The sequence below is a fragment of the Hylemonella sp. P2_B10 genome (genome assembly GCF_056404875.1).
The window spans coordinates 322,133-343,516 of the sequence record NZ_JBFUDE010000001.1 but is presented as its reverse complement, the minus strand read 5'-3'; the positions used below and the strand labels follow the sequence as shown (position 1 = coordinate 343,516).

At 66.6% G+C, this 21,384-nt stretch carries 15 protein-coding genes; 6 read left to right on the top strand and 9 right to left on the bottom strand.

What is annotated here, in order from left to right:
- Positions 1–3: 3 nt before the first annotated feature.
- The gene (locus tag AC1DX2_RS01605; protein ID WP_477194530.1) at positions 4–2,880 is read right to left on the bottom strand and encodes a TonB-dependent receptor; all 2,877 of its coding nucleotides are present in this window, start codon (positions 2,878–2,880) and stop codon (positions 4–6) included.
- A 411-nt stretch (positions 2,881–3,291) separates the two neighbouring features.
- Between AC1DX2_RS01605 and AC1DX2_RS01600 the strand changes: the two genes are divergently transcribed.
- Together AC1DX2_RS01600 and AC1DX2_RS01595 are read left to right on the top strand one after the other, a co-directional pair.
- The gene (locus tag AC1DX2_RS01600) at positions 3,292–4,428 is read left to right on the top strand and encodes a sensor histidine kinase (RefSeq protein ID WP_477194529.1); all 1,137 of its coding nucleotides are present in this window, start codon (positions 3,292–3,294) and stop codon (positions 4,426–4,428) included.
- Complete coding sequence (locus tag AC1DX2_RS01595; RefSeq protein WP_477194528.1) at positions 4,421–5,200, top strand: LytR/AlgR family response regulator transcription factor; 780 nt, start codon at positions 4,421–4,423, stop codon at positions 5,198–5,200. Before AC1DX2_RS01600 ends, AC1DX2_RS01595 begins: the two co-directional genes overlap by 8 nt.
- 32 nt (positions 5,201–5,232) lie before the next feature.
- On the opposite strand, the gene AC1DX2_RS01590 is transcribed toward AC1DX2_RS01595, so the two are convergent.
- From AC1DX2_RS01590 to AC1DX2_RS01580, 3 genes are read right to left on the bottom strand one after another with little or no spacing between them, the layout of a single operon-like run.
- Positions 5,233–6,045 carry a LytR/AlgR family response regulator transcription factor gene (locus AC1DX2_RS01590; RefSeq protein ID WP_477194527.1) on the bottom strand — a complete coding sequence of 271 codons (813 nt, stop codon included), beginning with the start codon at positions 6,043–6,045 and terminating at the stop codon, positions 5,233–5,235.
- Positions 6,042–6,992, bottom strand: a complete 951-nt coding sequence (locus tag AC1DX2_RS01585) for a sensor histidine kinase (RefSeq protein ID WP_477194526.1) — start codon at positions 6,990–6,992, stop codon at positions 6,042–6,044. Before AC1DX2_RS01585 ends, AC1DX2_RS01590 begins: the two co-directional genes overlap by 4 nt.
- A gap of 44 nt (positions 6,993–7,036) precedes the next feature.
- Complete coding sequence (locus AC1DX2_RS01580) at positions 7,037–7,249, bottom strand: hypothetical protein (RefSeq protein WP_477194525.1); 213 nt, start codon at positions 7,247–7,249, stop codon at positions 7,037–7,039.
- Between the two features lie 235 nt (positions 7,250–7,484).
- On the opposite strand from AC1DX2_RS01580, the gene fabI reads away from it, so the two are divergent.
- Positions 7,485–8,273 (top strand): enoyl-ACP reductase FabI, encoded by a 789-nt coding sequence (fabI, locus tag AC1DX2_RS01575; protein ID WP_477194524.1) that lies wholly within the window; start codon positions 7,485–7,487, stop codon positions 8,271–8,273.
- 41 nt (positions 8,274–8,314) lie between these two features.
- Positions 8,315–9,673 (top strand): class II 3-deoxy-7-phosphoheptulonate synthase, encoded by a 1,359-nt coding sequence (locus AC1DX2_RS01570; protein WP_477194523.1) that lies wholly within the window; start codon positions 8,315–8,317, stop codon positions 9,671–9,673.
- A gap of 4 nt (positions 9,674–9,677) precedes the next feature.
- Here AC1DX2_RS01570 and purL read toward each other — a convergent pair whose 3' ends face one another.
- A complete protein-coding gene (gene purL, locus AC1DX2_RS01565; protein WP_477194522.1) occupies positions 9,678–13,676 on the bottom strand; it encodes a phosphoribosylformylglycinamidine synthase in 3,999 nt (1,332 codons plus the stop codon).
- Positions 13,677–14,127: 451 nt separating this feature from the next.
- Between purL and map the strand changes: the two genes are divergently transcribed.
- Positions 14,128–14,937, top strand: a complete 810-nt coding sequence (map, locus tag AC1DX2_RS01560) for a type I methionyl aminopeptidase (RefSeq protein WP_477194521.1) — start codon at positions 14,128–14,130, stop codon at positions 14,935–14,937.
- A gap of 28 nt (positions 14,938–14,965) precedes the next feature.
- Positions 14,966–17,596, top strand: coding sequence for a [protein-PII] uridylyltransferase (locus tag AC1DX2_RS01555; protein ID WP_477194520.1), 2,631 nt, complete (start codon positions 14,966–14,968; stop codon positions 17,594–17,596).
- Positions 17,597–17,905: 309 nt separating this feature from the next.
- Here the strand turns inward: AC1DX2_RS01555 and AC1DX2_RS01550 are convergent, their stop codons facing one another.
- From AC1DX2_RS01550 to AC1DX2_RS01535, 4 genes are all read right to left on the bottom strand, one after another.
- Entirely contained in the window at positions 17,906–18,595 is a 690-nt protein-coding gene (locus AC1DX2_RS01550) for a class I SAM-dependent methyltransferase (protein WP_477194519.1), read from the bottom strand.
- 82 nt (positions 18,596–18,677) lie between these two features.
- Positions 18,678–19,949: a serine hydrolase domain-containing protein gene (locus tag AC1DX2_RS01545; protein ID WP_477194518.1), complete on the bottom strand. Its 1,272-nt coding sequence runs from the start codon at positions 19,947–19,949 to the stop codon at positions 18,678–18,680.
- 1 nt (position 19,950) lies between these two features.
- Positions 19,951–20,511 (bottom strand): peptide deformylase, encoded by a 561-nt coding sequence (gene def / locus AC1DX2_RS01540; RefSeq protein WP_477194517.1) that lies wholly within the window; start codon positions 20,509–20,511, stop codon positions 19,951–19,953.
- Between the two features lie 25 nt (positions 20,512–20,536).
- Positions 20,537–21,268 carry an oxygen-binding di-iron domain-containing protein gene (locus AC1DX2_RS01535; RefSeq protein WP_477194516.1) on the bottom strand — a complete coding sequence of 244 codons (732 nt, stop codon included), beginning with the start codon at positions 21,266–21,268 and terminating at the stop codon, positions 20,537–20,539.
- Positions 21,269–21,384 lie beyond the last annotated feature (116 nt).

Here is a 21,384-nt window from a genome sequence, read left to right as displayed (position 1 = left end):
GCTTCAGAACTTGTAGCGCATTCCCAGGCTGAAGTAGCGGCCCACCGCGCCGCTGTAATCCAGTGGGTTGTACGAGACGGCGCCATAGGTCAACGGGTCGAACGGCGCCACCGCGTCCAGCAGGTTCTGGATGGCCCCGGTCACCTCCAGGTTCTTGGCCGCCTTCCAGCGGAAGCTCACATCCACCGTGGTGAACGAGTCGATGCGGCAGTTGGCCGGCACCGGGAAGCCCGCCGTGGTGGTCACCGCGCAGCCAGCCGGATCGTTCTTGAAGTTCTTGTCTTCAATGCTGGCGCGGTAGTTGATCACAGAGGACAGCTTCAGGTTGCCACGCTCCCAGGTGGTGCCGAAGTTGATGCGGTCAGCCGGCGTGCCCATGCAGTTGGTGGCATCGCAGTTGCCGTGGGTGCCAGCGTAGTCCTTGAACGAGCCATCCTTCTCCACCCGCAGGAAGGTGAAGATGTGCGTCCATTTGGCGTCAAAGGACAGCTTGCCGGCCGCGCCCAGGTTGAATTTCTGGTTGAAGTCGAAGTCCAGCCCGCGCACCGTGGTCTGTGCCGAGTTGACGTACTTGGCCAGCACCGCCGTGATGGGGCCCGGGTCGCCAGGGAAGCCTGCCAGTGCCGAGCTGGGGTCGCGCGAGACGTGGCCGGCGGCAATGGCGGCCGCCGTTTCTTCCTGATTGATTTCGTTGCTGCGCTTGATCTGCCACAAGTCCAGCGACATGTTGGAGGAGCCCGGCACCAGGTCCCACACGGCGCCCAGGTTCACGGTCTTGGACTTCTCCGGCACCAGATCCGGGTTGGGCGAGGTGATGATGGCCACGTTGGCGGCCGAGCACGCGGCCGTGATGCCCAGGTTGCAGCGCACCGGGTCCGCGGCGGTGGAGAACGCCGCCAGGCCACCCTTGCCGTTTTCGGCCACACTGGGCGCACGGAAGCCTTCGGCGAAGGTGCCGCGCAGCGCAAATTCCTTCGACGGCGTCCACTTGAAGCCCACCTTGGGCGTGAAGGAATTACCGACGTCCGAGTAGTGGTCGGCACGCAGCGCGCCCGACAGCTCGATCTCCTTGGTCACCGGCGCCAGGATTTCGGCGTACACCGCGCTGACGGTGCGCGCGCCGTCGTAGGCGGAGTACCCCAGGCCGATGATGTTGCCGCGCTCGGTGCCGCTGGTGGGGGCCAGCCGCACCGACTCGCGGCGCACCTCGCCTCCCAGCGCCAGCCCCAGCGCGCCGCCACCGAGCTGCATCAACTCGCGCGAGGCCTTGAAGTCGATCTGCGTGCTCTTGGACAGCGCGTCGTTGGAGATGGTGGGCGACAGCGCCGCATACAGCGCGGCCGAGTTCAGGTTGGCGTTCTCGGCAATGCGGTAGAAGCTGCCGGCCGGCAGCGCCGCATAAGCCGGGTTGTTGGCTGCTGCAAAGGCTGCATTGGTCATGGCGGGCGATAAGTCACGCCCGTTGGGGTTCAGCAGCGCGAACAAGGCGTCGCGCGCCACGTAGCCGGTTCGGCTGTTGCTGACCTTGCTTTCCGAGTACAGGAAGGCGGTGTCGTAGTCCCAGTCCGCCACCGTGCCCTGCAGGCCGCCCAGGAAACGGGTGAAGGTGGAGCTGACGTTGCTGACACGCGGCCCGATGTCGGCCGTCATGTAACGCAGCCGCGCAGTGGTGCCGAAGTACGGGTTGTCGGGGTGGGTGGCGCCCAGGGCGATGCCGGTGTTGGCCACCGGGCCGCCGGGGAAGCCGGTGGATGCGCTGACCGTGGTCGGGAAGGTCTGCGCCCGCGAATCGTCCTTGTACAGGTTCAGTTCGACAAAGCCCGTCATGCTGGGCGACAACTGGAAGGTGCCGCGGCCAAAGAAGTTCTTGGTCTGCTCCGAGGGCTGGATCTGCTGGTAGAGCTGCGGGGCATCCACCAGGCAGCCGCCGCCGGGGTCGCCCTGGGCATGGGTGGTGAAATTGGCGCAGTTGGCGCCGGCGAAGTTGCGCGTGAAGCCGGTCTGCGCGGTGTTGGTGTTGCCGCGGTTGTAGTACAGCAAGGTGGTGGGGTTGCGCACATTGCCGTTGATGGAGGTGGCGCTGGAGCCCGCACCGGCGGCGGTGATGGCGCCTGAGCCGCCAAAGGCCTGGTTGGCATCCAGCCCCATGTCGCGCAGGTCGGAGCGGCCTATGTGGTCGCGGCCAGCACGCTGGCTGGTGAAAATGGCGTCTTTCTTGCCCAGTTCCAGGTTGAAGAAGAAGTTGTAGCGGTCCTTGGCCAGGTCGCCGATGCCGCCGGATATCGCCGCCCGGTTGTCGGCACCATCCCCATAGCCGCTGCGGCCGGCGCTGAGCTTGATGGCGCCACCCTGGTAGTCCTTGCGCAGGATGATGTTGACGACGCCGGCAATGGCGTCGGAGCCGTAGATGGACGAGGCACCGTCCTTCAGGATTTCCACCCGCTCCACCGCCTCCAGCGGGATCACGTTCAGGTCGGCGAAGATCTTCTGGCCGTCGTCAGCCAGACCGTAGGGCGCTACGCGGCGGCCGTTGATCAGCACCAGTGTGGAAGCCGAACCCAGCCCGCGCAGCGAGATGCCCGACGCGCCCGAGGCAAAGCCGGCGCCGAAGGTGGTGGGAACCGAGCCCTGGTTGTCGATGGACAGCGTCTGCAGCAGTTGTGCAACGCTGGTCTTGCCGGAACGGTCGATGTCTTCGCGCGACACCACCTGCACGGCCGAGGCGGTCTCCGACTCGGCACGCCGGATGTTGGAGCCCGTGATTTCCACGCGTTGCAGCGCCTGCGACGCGTCGGTCTGCGCCAGCGCCGGCACGGTCAGTGAGGACAGGCCGCCAAAAGCCAGCGCCAGCCCCAAACAAAGCCTTGAGGGTTTGTACATCGAAACTCCATCTAAAAAGTTGTGAAAACAGGACGCCTTGCGCACCGGACCCATTCCGCTGCGCTGCCTGTTTTGTGGGGAGAACTCTATGACGCGCATTGCGGCAATGGGTCCGTTGTGCGACCTCAAACCAACACAAAAAAGCCCTGTGTGACTGCCCCCCGCCGGGCAGGGACAAGCACGTCAACGTCGGGGATCAACGCGCAAGGCCTTCAGCGCCCCCGGCATGGGACGAAAACCGCCGCCATCGCCGCCACTGCCGGCGCCACAGGCCACTCAGAGTGGCCCCATGTGACGAAACGCCGGAATCGAGCCGTCAATGGCGGCATGGGCCCACCGGCTATCCCCTATATTCGTAGACACCTTGTTCAGGGGCAGCCTACCGCCCGTGCTGCGCTGCCTCGCCCCAAAATGCCCGAACCAAACCCGCCAGCCGCCGCAGCGCCGACCTCGTCACCCGACGGGTCGGCCTCCCGTTTCAGCGACCTGCGCCGCGTCGCGCTGGCACTGTTCATCTGGGCGCTGGTCAGCCTGACCTACTCTTCCGCCCTGATGAGCGACCGGGCCAAACGTGGCGTGCCCGTCAACTGGGACTGGCTGGCGCTCAATGTCTGGCTGGGTTTCTTGCCCTACGTGCCCTTCAGCCTGCTGCTGTACCACCTGTTGGGCCGGGGGACCGGGCGGCTGCCCTCGCCCGCGCTGCTGGTGCGCAATTGGCTGCTGTGCGTGCTGATCTTCGTGCCGCTGGTGACGCTGTCCAATGCGGTCACCGACACGCTGACATCCAGCGGCAACTTGTCAGATATCGGCTACACGCTGAAGATGCTGCGCGGGGCCAACATCTGGACCGACTTCATGGTCACCAGCGCCACCTTTGCCATCCTGGTGGCGTTGACCAGCTGGCGCCAGGCGCGCGACAGCGAATCCGCCTGGCAGACCGCGCGTGCCGACAACCTGCGGCTGCGCCTGACCATGCTGCAAGGCCAGCTGGAGCCGCACTTCCTGTTCAATGCGCTCAACAGCATCTCCAGCCTGGTGCGCGCCAGCGATCGCGCCACCGCGCTCAGCGCGCTGTCGGGCGTCAGCGACCTGCTGCGCTATGCGCTGCGCGCCAGCAAGCGCGATTGGGTCAGCATCCGTGAGGAAGTGGCCTTTGTGCGCGAGTACCTGAACCTGCAACGCCTGCGCTTTGGCTCAGCGCTGGAAGTGGAGTGGCTGCATGACCTGACCGACTGGAGCGCCTACGCCTGCCCACCGCTGCTGCTGCAGCCGCTGGCCGAAAACGCTGTGCGCCACGGCCACGAGGCGCGCGGCGGTCAAGGCAAGGTCAGCCTGGAGCTGCGCCTGGTGGACAGCAACGTGGTGCTGAACATCCGCAACGACCTGCCCACCGTGGCGCCGCCCGCCACCGGCCACGGCCTGGGCCTGATGGCCACGCGCGAACGGCTGCTGGCGCTGTTTGGCCCCGGCGCCAGCGTGCAAACCCACAGCGATGGCGCGCAGTTCACCGTGCGCCTGCAATTTCCAGCGAGGGAGTTCAATGAATAAATGGAATGTGCTGATCGTCGATGACGAGGCCCTGGCCCGCAGCAACCTGCAACTGGCCCTGGCCGACCACCCGCCCTGGCATTGCGTGGCGGCCTGTCCCAGCGTGGCCGAGGCGCGCGCCGTGATGGCCGAGCAGAAGATAGACCTGTTGCTGCTGGACATCCAGATGCCAACGCAAAACGGCCTGAACTTCGCCAACGAGCTGTGCGCCCAGCCCAACCCGCCGCTGGTGGTGTTTGTCACCGCCTATGACGCCCACGCCATCAGTGCCTTCGAGGTGTTCGCCATCGACTTCCTGCTGAAGCCCTTTGACGACCACCGCTTCGGCAAGATGCTGCAGCATGCCGAGCAGGCGCTGAACGTCAAGCACAACGCGGCCCGGGCCGACGCCATGGAGGGTTTCCTGCGTGAGCAGCAGGCGCGCGCCGCCGGCGAGCCGCCGCCGCCGCTGGACTTCCTGGTGATCCGCTCAGTGGGCGTGGTGGAGCGCGTGGCCGTGTCCGACATCGAATGGATTGGCGCCGCCGGCAACTATGTGGAGCTGCACCTGGGACCCAAGGTGTCGCTGCACCGCTCCACCATGAGCACCATCGAAGAGCGGCTGCCGCCCGGCCAGTTCATGCGCGTGCACCGCACCATCCTGGTCCGCATCACCGCGCTGGCCGCGTTGGCGGTGACCGGCGACAGCACCTACGAGGCGCGGCTGCGCTCGGGCGACACCGTGCCGGTCAGCGAACGCTTTGTGAAGGACGTGCGCGCTTTATTCGATTGACTGTTGGGCCCCACAGGCGGCCCGGCGGCGATTCAGTTCTGTCGAAACAGGTGGCCGAAGCTGCGGCTGACTTCCAGCTGCTCAGGATGGTCCTTCAGGTGCACCTTCTGGCGTCCGGCTTCATCTCGCTGCACACTGGCGATGGCGCCCAGGTTGACGATGGTGGAGCGGTGGATCTGCCAGAACTGGTCGGCATCCAGCTGCGGCACCAGCTCGCGTATGGGGGTGCGTATCAGCGCCTCCTGCGTGCGGGTCTGCACCCGGGTGTACTTTTCGTCGGAGCGGAAGAACAGCACCTCGTCCACCGCCACCAGCTTCAGCGTGCTGCCAAAGCTGCAATGTATCCAGCGCAGGCTTTCAGCCGGTTTGGGGCTGGCGTGCAGGCCGCGCTGCAACAGCAGCAGCTTGTCCAGCAAACCGTCCACGGCCTCGTCGCTGGGCGTGGCCGCCGGCTGCAATGCCAGCCTGTCCTTGATGCGCTGCACCGTCAAGCCCAGGCGTTCCGGCTCCACCGGCTTCAACAAGTAGTCCAGCGCGCCCTGCTCGAAGGCCGTCACCGCGTACTCGTCGTAGGCGGTGACGAACACGATGTGCCCGCGCCAACCGTCCAGCGCCACGATCTCGCGCGCCGCCTCGATGCCGGTCAACCCAGGCATGCGGATGTCCAGGAACACGATGTCGGGGCGCAGCGCATCGGCCTGGTCCACCGCCTCGTTGCCGTTTTGCGCCGTGCCGCAGATCTGCAGCTCGGGCCAGACCTGCTGTAAACGGGCCTGCAACTGCTCGCGCATCAGGCGTTCGTCGTCGGCGATCAGGGCGCGCAAAGGGGGGGTGGCGGTGTTCATGGGCGGGCTCCGGGCGCTGGGGTGGACAAATCCACCTGATAAGGGATGACGATGCGTGCCAGCGTGCCGCCACTGGCGGCACTCAGCACATCCAGCCGGCCGCTACCGGGGTACAGCATGGCCAGGCGATCGCGGATGTTGTTCAGGCCCAGGCCGGTGCCGGCGGTGGAGGCGCGCGGCGCGTTGGGGTCGGGCAGGCCGATGCCTGAATCTTCCACCTCCACCCACAGCTGGCCGTCGTGGATGCGGGCCGAGACGGTGATGCGGCCCCCCTCGGGCTTGGGCTCTATGCCGTGCTGGATGGCGTTTTCCACCAGCGACTGCAGCATCATGGGCGGGAACACCGCCGAATGCAGGCCCACCGGCACATCAAAACCGAACTCCAGCCGCTCCTCGATGCGCATCTTCAGCAACTCCAGGTAGGGCTTGATCAGGTTGAACTCGCGCCCCAGCAGCGAAGAGCCCTCGCGCATCTGCGGCAGCGCCGCGCGCAGGTAGGCGATCAGCGTCTTTTGCATCACCGAGGCGCGTGGCGGGTCGGTCTCGATCAGGTAGTCCACCGCCGCCAACGTGTTGAACAGGAAATGCGGCTCGATCTGCGCCTGCAGCAGCTTCAGCCGCGCCTGCACCAGTTGGCGCTTCATGGTTTCCTGCTCGGCCAGGTCGGTGGCGCTGCGCACCGCGGCGTCAGCGTCGGCGGTCTTCTGGTCGATGATCTTGGTGGCCGCCAGGTAGGCGAAAAACGCCATCACGAAGCCGGAGGTGAAGTCGCGCCCCACATGCAGCATGCCCATGATGGCCTGTGTGGCGATCAGCACCAGCACGGCCAATGCCAACAAGCGCTTCCAGGAGATGGTGCGGGTCCAGGCCGACAACTGCACATGCAGCCGGTGCGACCAGCTCAGGAAGCGGTCCAGGTGAAGGGCGAGGTCGGGGCGTTGAGTCATCGGGGGCAAGGGTCTGGGCGTGCCGGCCTGCAAAGGCCGCGCCGTCAGGTGATCAGGGTGTGCGGCTGTGCGGGGGAACCCAGCGCGGTAATGGTAACCGCTGGTGCCGGCTGGACACGCCCGGCCTGGCTGTCGCGGGCCACCTGCGACGCATTGGCGGCGGCGCATTCCCACACGCCCAGGTGGACGATGGCGGTCACGCCCACAGCCAGCGCGAAGGCGACCAGCTTTCTGGCGGAAATCAGCGAATTTGACATGGTGGTTTTCCTCTCCTGTATCCAGGCCCAGCGGGCCCGACAGACTGCACTCTAGGCAAAGCCGGCGCCGTGCGCTGCCTCCAGGCGACGGAATGCACCCCGGTGCGAGGATCGGGCCGTTTTCAGGGATGAAGCGGAACGGCTGGCGCGCCAATTGGCGGCTTGCCGGCACCGGGCGGCCCCATGCGACAATTCCGCCCACCTGGCTACAACCGATTTCCAAGCGAGACAACACATGGGATTTCTTACCGGCAAGAAGCTGTTGATCACCGGCGTGCTGAGCAACCGCTCCATCGCCTACGGCATCGCCAAGGCCTGCCACGCGCAAGGGGCCGAGCTGGCTTTCAGCTACGTGGGCGAGCGCTTCAAGGACCGCATCACCGAATTCGCGGCCGACTTCAACTCCAAGCTGATCTTCGACTGCGATGTCGGCAGCGACGAGCAGATCGCGCAGCTGTTCACCGACCTGTCGGCGCACTGGCCCACCTTTGACGGCTTCGTGCACAGCATAGGCTTCGCGCCACGCGAGGCGATTGCCGGTGACTTCCTGGACGGCCTGAGCCGCGAGGGCTTTCGCATCGCGCACGACATCAGCGCCTACAGCTTTCCGGCCATGGCCAAGGCCGCCCTGCCCTACCTGAACCCCAAATCGGCGCTGCTGACGCTGACCTACCTGGGCGCCGAGCGCGCGCTGCCCAACTACAACACCATGGGCCTGGCCAAGGCCTCGCTGGAGGCCAGCGTGCGTTACCTGGCCGAGTCGCTCGGCCCCAAGGGCATGCGCGTCAACGGCATCAGCGCCGGCCCGATCAAGACGCTGGCGGCCAGCGGCATCAAGGATTTCGGCAAGATCCTGGGCGCTGTGGCGGCCGCCGCGCCGATCCGCCGCAACGTCACCATCGACGAAGTGGGCAATGTGGCGGCTTTCCTGCTCAGCGACCTGGCCAGCGGCGTGTCGGCCGAGATCACCTACGTGGACGGCGGCTTCAACCAGATTGTCAGCGGCTTTGGCGAAGCGGCCTGAGCAGCGCCGCGCCTGGTTACCCGGCCACCCACCCCTTGACGATGACGAACTGGACACCCCGCAGCTGGCGTGACATGCCGGCGGCGCAAATGCCGGCCTACCCAGACGCCCAGGCCCTGGCACGGGTGACGGCCGAGCTGGCCACCCGCCCACCGCTGGTGTTTGGCGGCGAGGCGCGCCAGCTGCGCCAGCACCTGGCCAGCGTGGCCCAGGGCAAGGCTTTCATGGTGCAGGGCGGCGACTGCGCCGAAAGTTTTGATTTGATGGCCAGTGGCGACGCCCGCGACATGTTTGGCCTGCTGCTGCAGATGGCGGTGGTGCTGACCTATGCGGCCGCCTGCCCGGTGGTCAAGGTGGGGCGCATCGCCGGCCAGTTTGCCAAACCGCGCTCGGCGCCGACCGAGAAGCTGGGCGATGTGGAGCTGCCGGCCTACCGGGGCGACATCATCAATGGCCCGGAATTCACGCTGGACGCCCGCACGCCCGACCCGCAGCGCATGCTGCGCGCCTACGCCCACTGCGCCGCCACGCTGAACCTGCTGCGCGCCTATGCCCATGGCGGCTTTGCCGACCTGCACCAGGTGCACCGCTGGACGCTGAACTTTGTCGACTCCAGCCCGCAAGGCTCACGCTACCGCGAACTGGCCAACCGCATCACCGAAGCGCTGGACTTCATGGAAGCCTGCGGCCTGACCGCCGACAGCACACCGCAGATCCGCGAAACCAGCGTGTTCACCTCACACGAGGCGCTGTTGCTGCCCTACGAGGAAGCGCTGACCCGCCAGGACCCGCTGAGCGGCGACTGGTATGACTGCTCGGCCCACATGGTGTGGATAGGCGAGCGCACCCGCCAGCTGGATGGCGCGCACGTGGAGTTTTGCCGCGGTATCCACAATCCGCTGGGCATGAAGGTAGGCCCCACGCTGCAGCCCGATGAGCTGCTGCGCCTGATCGACCGGCTGGACCCCGCCAACCAGCCCGGCCGCCTGACGCTGATCGCCCGCATGGGCGCCGACAAGGTCGCGCAGGCGCTGCCCGCGCTGGTGCGCGCCACCCGCGCCGCCGGCCGCCAGGTGGTCTGGGCCTGCGACCCCATGCACGGCAACACCGTGCGCAGCGAGGGTGGGTACAAGACCCGCTCGTTTGACACCGTGCTGGCCGAGACGCGCAGCTTCTTCGAAGTGTTGCAGGCCGAGGGCCAGCACCCGGGCGGCATCCACATCGAGATGACGTCCGAAAACGTCACCGAATGCACTGGCGGCGCCCAGGGCCTGACGGACCAGCAACTGGCGCAGCGCTACGAGACCGCCTGCGATCCGCGCTTGAACGGCTCGCAGAGCATTGAGCTGGCGTTTTTGCTGGCGCAGACGCTGAAGCAGGCCCGCGCGGACCGGAAATAGACGTTCAGCCTACCCAGCGCCGCGCGTTCTGCCACAGCCGTATCCACGGGCTGTGCGCGCTGTTGTCCCCCGAAGTCCAGCTCATCTGCACATTGCGGAACACCCGCTCCGGGTGCGGCATCAGCGCGGTGAAGCGGCCGTCGGCCGTGGTCACAGCGGTCAACCCACCCGGGCTGCCGTTGGGGTTGGCCGGGTAGGCCTCGGTGGCGCGGCCACGGTTGTCGACAAAACGCATGGCGGCGATGGCCTTGGCCGCATTGCCGCGCTGGCTGAAGTTGGCATAGCCCTCGCCATGCGCCACCGCGATGGGTGCACGCAAGCCCGCCAGGCCTTGCAGGAAGATGCTGGGCGATTCCAGCACCTCCACCAAGGACAGGCGGGCCTCAAAGCGCTCGCTCTGGTTGGTGGTGAAGCGCGGCCAGTCTTGTGCGCCGGGGATGATGTCGGCCAATTCGGCAAACATCTGGCAGCCATTGCACACGCCCAGACCGAACGTGTCAGTGCGGGCAAAGAAGGCCTGGAACTGCTGGGCCAATTCCGGGTTGAAGGTGACCGAACGCGCCCAGCCAATGCCGGCGCCCAGCGTGTCGCCGTAGCTGAAGCCGCCACAGGCCACCACGCCTTTGAAGTCGGCCAGGCTGGCACGGCCGCTTTGCAGGTCCGTCATGTGCACGTCATGGGCCTGGAAGCCGGCCTCGGTGAAGGCATAGGCCATCTCGATGTGCGAGTTGACGCCCTGCTCGCGCAGCACCGCCACCCTGGGCTTGGCCAGGTTCAGGAAGGGTGCGGCCACGTTGTCGGCAGCGCCGGCCGGCAGGTGCACGTGCAGCCCGGGGTCTTGGGGGTCGCCCACGCTGGCGTGTTCGGCGTCGGCGCAGGCCGGGTTGTCGCGCTGCTGGCAGATCTTCCAGCTCACCGCGTCCCACACCTGGTGCAGGTCTTGCAGCCGGGCGCCAAACACCTGCTGGGCGTCGCGCCACACCTGCAATTCGCCCTGACCGCCAGCCGGCCCCTCGGCGTGCGCCGGCCGGGTCTTGCCGATGAAGTGGCTGAAACGGCTCAGGCCATGCGCGCGCAGCGTCTGCATCACCGCGTTGCGCTCGCTGGTCTTCACCTGCAGCACCACGCCCAGTTCCTCGGTGAACAAGGCCTTCAGCGTCTGCTCCAGCCGGCGCGCGCCGACCTGGCCAGCCCAGTTCTTGCTGTCGCCCACATCCATGCGGCTGTCGGCAATGCCGTCGCCTTCCAATGTCAACAGGTCCACATTCAGTGCCACGCCGACCTGGCCGGCAAAGGCCATCTCGGCCACGCAGGCCAGCAGGCCGCCATCGCTGCGGTCGTGGTAGGCCAGCAATTGGCCTTCGGCGCGCAAGGCGTTGACGGCGTTAACCAGGTTCACCAGGTCCTGCGGGTCGTCCAGATCGGGCACGGCGCCGCCAGGCTGACCCAGCACCTGGGCCAGCATGCTGCCGCCCATGCGGTGCTGGCCCTTGCCCAGATCAACCAGCACCAGCGTGGTGTCGGGCTCGCTGGCGTCCAACTGCGGCGTCAACGTGCCGCGCACGTCAGCCAGCGTGGCAAACGCGCTGATGACCAGCGACACTGGCGACGTCACCTTCTGCGGGGTGCCGTCTTCGGCACGCCACTGGGTGCGCATGGACAGGGAATCCTTGCCCACCGGGATAGAAATGCCCAGCGCCGGGCACAGCTCCATCCCCACGGCCTTGACGGTGGCGTACAGCGCGGCGTCCTCGCCCGGTTCGCCGCAGGCGGCCATCCAGTTGGCCGACAGCTTGACGCGCGGCAGCTCGATGGGCGCGGCCAGCAGGTTGGTGATGGCTTCGGCCACCGCCATGCGGCCTGATGCCGGCGCGTTCAGCGCCGCCAGCGGCGTGCGTTCGCCCATGGCCATGGCTTCGCCGGCAAAACCGGCGTAGTCGGCCAGTGTGACGGCACAATCGGCCACCGGCACCTGCCAGGGGCCCACCATCTGGTCGCGGTGCGACAAGCCACCCACCGTGCGGTCGCCAATCGTCACCAGAAAGCGCTTGGAGGCCACCGTGGGATTGGCCAACACCTCAATCACGGCCTGCTGCAACTCCACGCCGGTCAGGTCCAGCGGCGGCGCTTCACGCTGCACGCTGGCCACATCGCGGTGCATCTTGGGCGGCTTGCCCAGCAGCACGTCCATGGGCATGTCCACAGGCAGGGCCACGCCTTCGTCAGCCAGCACCAGCTGCTTGTGCTCGGTGGTCACGCCCACCACGGCAAAGGGGCAGCGCTCGCGCTCGCAAAAGGCCTGGAACTGCGGCAGCGAGGCCGGCGCAATGGCCAGCACGTAGCGCTCCTGGCTCTCGTTGCACCAGATTTCCTTCGGTGCCATACCACTTTCTTCCAGCGGCACCTTGCGCAAATCAAAGCGGGCGCCGCGCCCGGCGTCGTTGACCAGCTCGGGGAAGGCATTGCTCAGGCCGCCCGCGCCAACGTCGTGGATGGCCAGGATGGGGTTGACCGTGCCCAGCGCCCAGCATTGGTTGATGACCTCTTGCGCGCGGCGCTGGATTTCGGGGTTGCCACGCTGCACCGAATCAAAATCCAACTCGGCGGCGTTGGCGCCGGTGGCCATGGAGCTGGCGGCGCTGCCGCCCATGCCGATACGCATGCCAGGCCCGCCCAGTTGCACCAGCAGCGCACCGGGGCCAAAGCGCTCCTTGTGCGTCAACGCCGAATCAATGACGCCCAGGCCGCCAGCGATCATGATGGGCTTGTGGTAACCCCGGCGCACACCGGCCACGTCTTGCTCATACTCGCGGAAATAGCCCAGCAGATTGGGCCGGCCGAACTCGTTGTTGAAGGCGGCGCCGCCCAGGGGGCCTTCCACCATGATCTGCAAGGCGCTGGCGATGTGGGCGGGCTTGACTTCCCGTTGAGACGCAACCGGGGCGTCCGGCCACAGCTTGGAAACGGTGAAACCGGTCAACCCCGCCTTGGGCTTGGAGCCGCGCCCGGTGGCGCCCTCGTCGCGAATTTCGCCGCCAGCGCCGGTGGAGGCGCCCGGAAACGGCGAAATGGCCGTCGGGTGGTTGTGCGTCTCCACCTTCATCAGCACGTGATTCGTCGCGGTCGCTTTCCGGTAAGCCTGGTCGTTGCCGGCAGGCAGGAAGCGCTCCACCTGGGAACCTTCCATCACCGAGGCGTTGTCCGAATACGCCACCAGCATGTGCTGGGGGTGCGTCTGGTGCGTATGGCGGATCATGCCGAACAGGCTCTTGTCCTGCGCCTGGCCGTCCACGGTGAACTGGGCGTTGAAAATCTTGTGCCGGCAGTGCTCGCTGTTGGCCTGAGCGAACATCATCAGCTCGACGTCGCTGGGGTTGCGCTTGAGCTGCACCGCAAAGGCCTGCACCAGGTAGTCGATCTCGTCGTCGGCCAGCGCCAGGCCCCACTGGGTGTTGGCCTGCTCCAACGCCGCGCGGCCGCCGCCCAGCACATCCACGCTGGCCAGCGGGGCGGCCTGCAGTTCGGTGAACAAGGCATTGGCCTGGGCGCGTTCGAACAGCACGCTTTCCGTCATGCGGTCATGCAACAGGGCCGCTGCCAGGGCGCGCTGCGTCTCGCTGAGCTCGTTCTTGCCGCCCAGCAGGCCGGTTTTCAGCGTCAGGCGGTATTCGGTGACACGCTCCACCCGGCGCACCGCCAAGCCGCAGCTGTGGGCAATGTCCGTGGCCTTGGAAGCCCAGGGCGACACGGTGCCAAAGCGCGGCAGCACGATGATGGCGGGACCCTGAGCCGGCCCCCCGTAAGGCTCGCCATAGGTCAGCAGCGCGGCCAGCCGCTCGTTCAATTCGGGATTCGGCGGCGTATCGGTGGCCACCAGGTGCACAAAGCGGGCGGAAATGCCGTTGATCTTGTCGTGGATGGCTTGCAGGCGGGGCAACAGCTGCTGGGCGCGAAAGCTGCTGAGGGCATTGCCGCCCTCAAAGTGGCTGATGTGCGTGGTCACGGTGGTGGCCTAAGGTGACGGGCTCGGGTGATGCCCAGGGAAAACAGTGATTTTACAAGGCGCCAATTCGCCAGGCAGGTCTGCGGTAGCCGACCCCGCTGGGGTGGCATGTCTGTCGCTGCCGACGCCGCTGGTGCGCGTGGCTACGCGGATGTCCCCCGGGCCTGCGGCCCTCCTCCTTGATTCCGCTCCGCCACGCGCCCCAGCGACATCGGGTCCATTGGCACGCGCTACGCCGGAAGACCGCACGCCAGCCAGGTTCGCAAGATCAGGTCGTCATGGCGCTCTGCGCAGCGGCATCAAGGAGGAGGCCGCAGGCCGGGGGACAGCCGCGGAGCGGAGTGCCGTGGCGGCCTGATCTCAGCCAACCCATGTGGCCAGCAGGTATTCGCACCCCGCGCCAAAACCACCCGGCTGCAAGGCCCTAGGCCGCGATGGGATAATTGCGGCCATGACGATTACCTACAAAGACGAGCAAGGCGTGGCGGGCATGCGGATTGCCGGCCGGCTGGCCTCGGAAGTGCTGGACTACCTGACGCCGCACGTGAAACCCGGTGTCACCACCAACGAGCTGGACAAGCTGGCGCACGACTACATCACGCAGGTGCAAGGCGCCGTGCCGGCGCCGCTGAACTACGCGCCGGCCGGCTACCGGCCCTACCCCAAGTCCATCTGCACCTCCATCAACCACCAGGTGTGCCACGGCATCCCCAATGACAAGGCGCTGAAGAAGGGCGACATCGTCAACATCGACGTCACCGTCATCAAGGACGGCTGGCACGGCGACACCAGCCGCATGTTCATCGTCGGCGACGCTTCCATCGCCGCCAAGCGCCTGTGCAACCTCACCTACGAGGCCATGTGGCACGGCATCAAGGTGGTCAAACCTGGCCTGCACCTGGGCGACATTGGCTGGGCGATCCAAAAGTTTGCCGAAAGCAACGGCTTTTCCATCGTGCGCGAGTTCTGCGGCCATGGCATCGGCCAGGTTTTCCACGAGGAGCCCCAGGTGCTGCACTACGGCAAGCCCGGCACGCTGGACGAGCTGAAGGTGGGCATGACCTTCACCATCGAACCCATGATCAACGCCGGCAAGCGCGACATCAAGGAAATGGGCGATGGCTGGACCATCGTCACCAAGGACCACTCGCTGTCCGCCCAGTGGGAGCACACCGTGCTGGTCACCGAGACCGGCTACGAGGTGCTGACGCTGTCAGCCGGCAGCCCGCCGGTGCCGGCCTTCGTCACGGCTGGCGCCTGACAACGGGAGCGCGGCCCTGAGCGCGGTGATGAAAGATTTACAGGTCTTGCGCGGCCAGTATCGCGCAGCCAAGGCCGACCTGCTGGGCCACATTGCCAACAGTGGCGCCTCCACGCGCGGGGTGCTGCAGGCGCTGCACAAGCTGTCGCGCCTGGCTGACGACACGCTGCGCACGCTGTGGGCGCAGGCCGGTTTCGGCAAGTCCTACGCGCTGCTGGCGGTGGGCGGCTTCGGCCGCGAAGAGCTGTTCCCCTACTCCGACGTTGACGTGTTGCTGTTGCTGCCCGACGGCGAATCGCCCGACCAGGACGCGGTGCTGACGGCGCGCATCGAATCCTTCATCGGCAGTTGCTGGGACGCCGGGCTGGAAATCGGCTCCAGCGTGCGCACGGTGTCGGAGTGCCTGAGCGAGTCCGACAAGGACGTGACGGTGCAGACCTCGCTGCTGGAGTCGCGGCTGGTCACCGGCAACGCCAAATTGTTCGCCAGCTTTCACGAGCAGTACGAGGCCCACATGGACGCCCAGGCGTTCTTCGTCGCCAAGACGCTGGAGCTGCGCCAGCGCCACAACAAGTTCGAAGACACGCCCTACTCGCTGGAGCCCAACTGCAAGGAGTCGCCCGGCGGCCTGCGCGACCTGCAGGTCATCCTGTGGGTGGCGCGCGCGGCGGGTTTCGGCCGCAATTGGGACGAGCTGGCGGCCAATGGCCTGGCGACGCCGTTCGAGGTCAAGCAGATCAAGGCCAACGAAGCGCTGCTGCGCCTCATTCGTGCGCGGCTGCACCTGATCGCGCAGCGGCGCGAGGACCGGCTGGTGTTCGACCTGCAGACGGCGGTGGCCGAGTCCTTCGGCTACGTCACCTCGGGGGTTGGCGGCGCCTCCAAACGCGCCGCCGACGGTGCCACACCCGGCGCCAAGCGCGGCCTGATCCGCGCCAGCGAGGCGCTGATGCGCCGCTACTACTGGGCCGCCAAGGCGGTGACGCAGCTCAACCAGATCCTGCTGCTGAACATCGAGGAAAAGCTCAACCCCTCCACCCACGCGCCGCAGCCCATCAACGAGCGTTTCAGCAACAAGGCCGGCATGATCGAGGTGGCCAGCGACGACCTGTACCGCCAGCACCCGCACGCCATCCTGGAAACCTTCCTGATCTACCAGACCACGGTGGGCGTCAAGGGCTTGTCGGCGCGCACCTTGCGGGCGCTGTACAACGCACGCCACCTGATGGACGCCAAGTTCCGCAACGACCCGGTCAACCACGCCACCTTCCGCCAGATGCTGATGGAGCGCGAGGGCATCACCCATGCGCTGCGGCTGATGAACCAGACCTCGGTGCTGGGCCGCTACCTGTGGGTGTTCCGCCGCATCGTCGGGCAGATGCAGCACGACCTGTTCCACGTCTACACAGTGGACCAGCACATCCTGATGGTGTTGCGCAACATCCGGCGCTTCTTCATCGTCGAGCATGCGCACGAGTACCCGTTCTGCTCGCAACTGGCCGCCGGTTGGGACAAGCCCTATGTGCTGTATGTGGCCGCGCTGTTCCACGACATCGCCAAGGGCCGTGGCGGCGACCATTCCGAGTTGGGCGCGCGCGATGTGCGGCGCTTTTGCCGCCAGCACGGGCTGGACCGCGAAGATGAGCAGGTGATCGAGTTCCTGGTGAGCGAGCACTTGACCATGAGCCGGGTGGCGCAAAAGGCCGACCTGAGCGATCCAGCCACCATCAAGGCGTTTGCCGACAAGGTGGGCAATGAGCGCAACCTGACGGCCTTGTACCTGCTGACGGTGGCCGACATACGCGGCACCTCGCCCAAGGTGTGGAATGCCTGGAAGGGCAAGCTGCTGGAAGACCTGTACCGGCTGGCGCGCCGTGCCCTGGGCGGCGGCGCCCCGGACCCGGACGCTGAGGTGGAGGCGCGCAAGCGCGAAGCGCTGGTGCTGATGGCGCTGTACGCCATGCCTTTTGAGGCCCACAAGACGCTGTGGGACACGCTGGATGTGGGCTACTTCATGCGCCACGATGCCGCCGACATCGCCTGGCACGCCAAGCAGCTGTCACGCCACGTGGGCGCCGGCAAGACCATTGTGCGTGCCCGCCTGTCGCCAGTGGGCGACGGCCTGCAGGTGCTGGTGTACACGCCGGACCAGAGTGACCTGTTTGCCCGTATCTGCGGCTATTTCGACCAGTGCGGCTTCAGCATCCAGGACGCCAAGATCCACACCGCCAGCAACGGCTACGCGCTGGACACTTTCCAGATCACCACCAGCGCCCTGCCCGACCATTACCGCGAATTCACCAGCATGGTGGAGTCCGAGTTGAGCCGGGTGATAGAGACCGCCGGTCCGTTGCCGCCGCCCAGCCGGGGCCGGGTGTCGCGCCGGGTCAAGAGCTTCCCCATCGCGCCGCGCATCATCCTGCGGCCCGACGAAAAGGCACAGCGCTGGCTGCTGAACATCTCGGCCAGCGACCGCGTGGGCCTGCTGTACCGCGTGGCGCTGGTGCTGGCGCGCCACAAGGTCACGCTGCAACTGGCCAAGGTGGCGACGCTGGGCGAGCGGGTGGACGACACCTTCCTGATCCACGGGCCCGAACTGCAGCACAACCGGGCGCAGATCGAGATCGAGACGGAACTGCTCGAAGCGCTGGCTGTTTGAGTTGCTGCGCTCGCCGTCGGTTGGCGTTGATCAGGCCGCCACGGCACTCCGCTCCGCGGCTGTCCCCCGGCCCTACGGGCCTCCTCCTTGATGCCGCTGCGCAGAGTGCCATGACGTCTTGATCTTGCGAACGTGGCTGGCGTGCGGGCATTCCAGCACAGCGCGTGCCAATTRACCCGATGTCGCTGGGGCGCGTGACGCAGCGAAATCAAGGAGGAGGCCCGCAGGGCCGGGGGACATTCGCGGAGTCACGCGCACCAGCGGCATCGGCAGACCGCAAAGCAGTCATTCTGTGCCGGCAACGAGCGATCAATCCGACCGACTGTCCCGCCGGTAGCTCAGCAGCCGGCCCTTGTAGGGTTCGCCGCTCTGTGGCAGCTCGCTCAGGCTGACGTGGCTGCGTGAATAGCCCAGCACGTCCATCTTTCGGTTGAAGCTGGCGCGGTTGCCCCGGTTCGGGTCCACGATCAGCACCTCCACCACGTCACATGAGTGCCGGTCGATGAAACCGGACAACAGGCCAGGAAGGCTGCGGTCATACAGCACGTCGCTGCCAATGATCAGGTCGAACTTGCCCAGCAGATCGGTGGTGCAGGCCCAGTCGCCGGTTTCGTACTTCAACGGGCCCATGCGGTTGAGCCGCAGGTTTTCCAGCAGGAAGGCCTCTGTCAGCGGGTGGCGGTCGCTGGCGGTGATGTCGCCACCGCGCCGCTGCACCACCAGGCTGGCCAGCGCGAGACCGCAGCCCAACTCCAGGATGCGCTTGCCAGCCAACGCGTGCGTCAGCATGCTGTCCGCCAGCACCAGGCCGGATGGCCATACCAGGCCGAACAGGGGCCATTGGGCCTCGAAAATGCCGGCACGCTCGGCCACGTTCAAGGGGTCATGGAACTGCTGGCGGTCCAGCAGCGAACGCACCTGCAGGTCGGCACCCAGCGTGGCAATGGTCTCGGTCTTGGTCAGGTAGCCCGGCGACGGGGCCGGGGCGCGGTGCGGCATGCGGAAAACTCCTGCGTGCTGCACGCGTTGGTGATCGGTGGCCCGACTATACGCTTGGCCCCGGTTTTGACCGACGCAAAGGCTATTTGGCCGGTGGCACGGGCGGTGGCAAAGGCGCCAGCGCGCCCTCCACCTTGCGGAAGTCAAAGTCGCTGACCGCTTGTGCCGTCAGCGTGCCCAGCTTGACATACAGCGGCAGGATGTTGGTGCCGTCCTGCGGATACACACGGTTGGACAGGAAGACGTAGTAGGTCTTCGAGAACGGGTCCACCCACAGGATGCAGCCGGTGAAGCCGGTGTGGCCATAGCTGCCCAGCGGGAACACGGTGCCGCGCGGGCGCGAATACGCGGTGTCGATGTCCATGCCCATGCCACGACGGGCTGGCACGATGGCGGGTGACTGCACGGTGGTGAACAGCTTCATGCTGTCGGCGCTCAGCACCCGCACGCCGTCCAGCTCGCCGCCGTTGACCAGCATCTGCGCATAGCGCGCCAGGTCACGCACGGTGGTGAACACCCCCGCTGAGCCGCCCACGCCGTCCATGCGGCGGGCTGTCGGGTCGTGCACCACGCCTTGCAGCGCCTGGCCGGGGGCCAGGTCGTCGTGCAGCGTCTTGTTGGCGCCATCCGGTGCCTTCTGCGTCGGCGCGATGCGTGCGGCTGGAAAGCGGCGCAGCGGCAGAAAGCCGGTGTCCGCCATCTTCAGCGGCGTGAAGATGCGCTGCTGCGCGAACTCATTCAGCGGCAGGCCGGAGACCTGCTGCACCAGCAGGCCCAGCAGCACATAGTTGATATCCGAGTAACGGAACAGCGTGCCCGGTGGGTTCGTCACCACCTGTTGACAGGCCAGGGTGCGGGCCATGGCAGCACCCTGCCAGGCCGGCTTGGCCGGCAGGCTGGCTGGCAGGCCGGAGGTGTGCGTCAGCAGGTGACGCAGCGTGATGGTTTCCTTGCCGCCGTTGGCGCAGTCAGGGAAGTAGCGCACCAGGGGTGCGTCCACATCCAGCTTGCCCTCTTGCGCCAGGATCAAGACCGACGGCGCGGTCGCCAGCACCTTGGTCAGCGAAGCGGCGTCGAACAGCGTGTCGGGCGTGTCAACGGTGCCGTCCGCCTCATAGGTGAAGCGGCCATAGGCCTTTTCGTAGCTCTGGCCACCGTGGCCCATGCGGAACACAGCGCCGGGCATCTTGTGCTCGGCAATGATGGTCTGGATGGCACTGTCCACCTCGGCCAGCGGCTCGGCACGCAACGGCGCAGCCACTTGAGGCCGTTGAGGCTGGCTGTTGGCCACACCGGCGCAGCCTGCCAGCGCCAAGCCTGCCAACAATGCAGGCACCAGAAACACACGGCGCATGTCAGTCATCCTGCGCCGGGTCCAGGCCTGGAAACAGCACCTCGGTGAAGCCAAACTTGCTGAAATCGCGCACGCGCATCGGGTACAGCTTGCCCATCAGGTGGTCGCACTCGTGCTGCACCACACGGGCGTGGAAACCCTCCACCGTGCGCTCCAGCGGGTCGCCATAGGGGTCGAAGCCGCTGTAGCGTATGCGCGCCCAGCGCGGCACCACACCGCGCATGCCGGGCACCGACAGGCAGCCTTCCCAGTCTTCCTCTTCGGGGAAACCGTTCTGGCTGTCATCCAGCTTCAGCGGCGTGATCACCGGGTTCAGCAGGATGGTGCGCGGCACCACCGGTGCGTCGGGGTAGCGCGGGTTGGGTGCGTCGGTGCCAAAGATCACCAGTTGCAGGTCCACGCCGATCTGCGGCGCCGCCAGCCCGGCGCCATTAGCGGCCACCATGGTGTCCACCATGTCGCCAATCAGGTGGTGCAGTTCGGGCGTATCGAATTGCGTTACCGGCTGGGCCACGCGCAGCAGGCGCGGGTCGCCCATTTTCAGGATGTCACGAACGGTCATGCGCCAATTCTAGGGGTTGGTGGCATCACCCGCCTGTGGCAACCACCTCGCCCAGGTGGCGCAGCAGCATCGCGCCGTCACCGCGCCAGGCGCTGCCGTGCATGCAGGCCAGCGTGCCGGGCTTCTGGGCCGCCAGCCGCTGCAGGATGGCTGCCGTCTGCGGCGCATGCGCGAAGTAGTCCATGGGCTGGCGGAAGGCCTCGCTGGGGCCCAGGATGTCGCTTTCCACCAGCGCCTGCTCGCCAAAACCCGGCTGGGTGAACAGGTCGCCGCAAAAGAAGGTGCCGGTGGAGGTATCCATCAGCAGGCCGCAGTCCCAGCCGTGGGGCACGTGCGGCGTGTCAAACCACTGCACCGTGTGCTGGCCCAAAGACAGGCGCTCGCCGTCGGCCAGCGCGCGCGCCGGCCGGTCCGCCAGGTCGTTGATGGACACCATGGCAGCGATCTGGCTGCACAGCGGCACAGCCTGTGGCGCCAGGGCCAGAAACTGGTTCATGGAACCGCATTCGTCGGCCTCGGTGTGCGACAGGCCCACGTAGCGCAGCCGCGCCAACGGCATCACGGCGACCATGGCCTGGCTGACCAGCGGAAACAGCTGGCGCGGCCCGGTGTGGAACAGCAGCGGCTCGTCGTCCACCAGCAGGTACTGGTTGAAGCTGAACGCCAGGCCGTCCGGCAGGCTGACGGGTGTGTTGATGCGGTAGATGCCATTGGCGATCTCCTGAATATTGGTGCCGGTTTCGGAATTGGTGATCACGCTTTCTCCTTGATTGAAAGTGACAAAACAAATGCCAGGACAAGTGACTAGCCGCAGGTAGTGGCACCAACACGCGGTGCGTTACAGGTATTTTTTTGCAGGCCGCTGTTGTATCC

What these genes read in the sequence shown, in the direction of transcription:
- AC1DX2_RS01605 (WP_477194530.1), bottom strand. Translation starts at nt 2,880, where the DNA reads ATGTACAAACCCTCAAGGCTTTGTTTGGGGCTGGCGCTGGCTTTTGGC.
- AC1DX2_RS01600 (WP_477194529.1), top strand. Translation starts at nt 3,292, where the DNA reads ATGCCCGAACCAAACCCGCCAGCCGCCGCAGCGCCGACCTCGTCACCC.
- AC1DX2_RS01595 (WP_477194528.1), top strand. Translation starts at nt 4,421, where the DNA reads ATGAATAAATGGAATGTGCTGATCGTCGATGACGAGGCCCTGGCCCGC.
- AC1DX2_RS01590 (WP_477194527.1), bottom strand. Translation starts at nt 6,045, where the DNA reads ATGAACACCGCCACCCCCCCTTTGCGCGCCCTGATCGCCGACGACGAA.
- AC1DX2_RS01585 (WP_477194526.1), bottom strand. Translation starts at nt 6,992, where the DNA reads ATGACTCAACGCCCCGACCTCGCCCTTCACCTGGACCGCTTCCTGAGC.
- AC1DX2_RS01580 (WP_477194525.1), bottom strand. Translation starts at nt 7,249, where the DNA reads ATGTCAAATTCGCTGATTTCCGCCAGAAAGCTGGTCGCCTTCGCGCTG.
- fabI (WP_477194524.1), top strand. Translation starts at nt 7,485, where the DNA reads ATGGGATTTCTTACCGGCAAGAAGCTGTTGATCACCGGCGTGCTGAGC.
- AC1DX2_RS01570 (WP_477194523.1), top strand. Translation starts at nt 8,315, where the DNA reads ATGACGAACTGGACACCCCGCAGCTGGCGTGACATGCCGGCGGCGCAA.
- map (WP_477194521.1), top strand. Translation starts at nt 14,128, where the DNA reads ATGACGATTACCTACAAAGACGAGCAAGGCGTGGCGGGCATGCGGATT.
- AC1DX2_RS01555 (WP_477194520.1), top strand. Translation starts at nt 14,966, where the DNA reads ATGAAAGATTTACAGGTCTTGCGCGGCCAGTATCGCGCAGCCAAGGCC.
- AC1DX2_RS01550 (WP_477194519.1), bottom strand. Translation starts at nt 18,595, where the DNA reads ATGCCGCACCGCGCCCCGGCCCCGTCGCCGGGCTACCTGACCAAGACC.
- AC1DX2_RS01545 (WP_477194518.1), bottom strand. Translation starts at nt 19,949, where the DNA reads ATGCGCCGTGTGTTTCTGGTGCCTGCATTGTTGGCAGGCTTGGCGCTG.
- def (WP_477194517.1), bottom strand. Translation starts at nt 20,511, where the DNA reads ATGACCGTTCGTGACATCCTGAAAATGGGCGACCCGCGCCTGCTGCGC.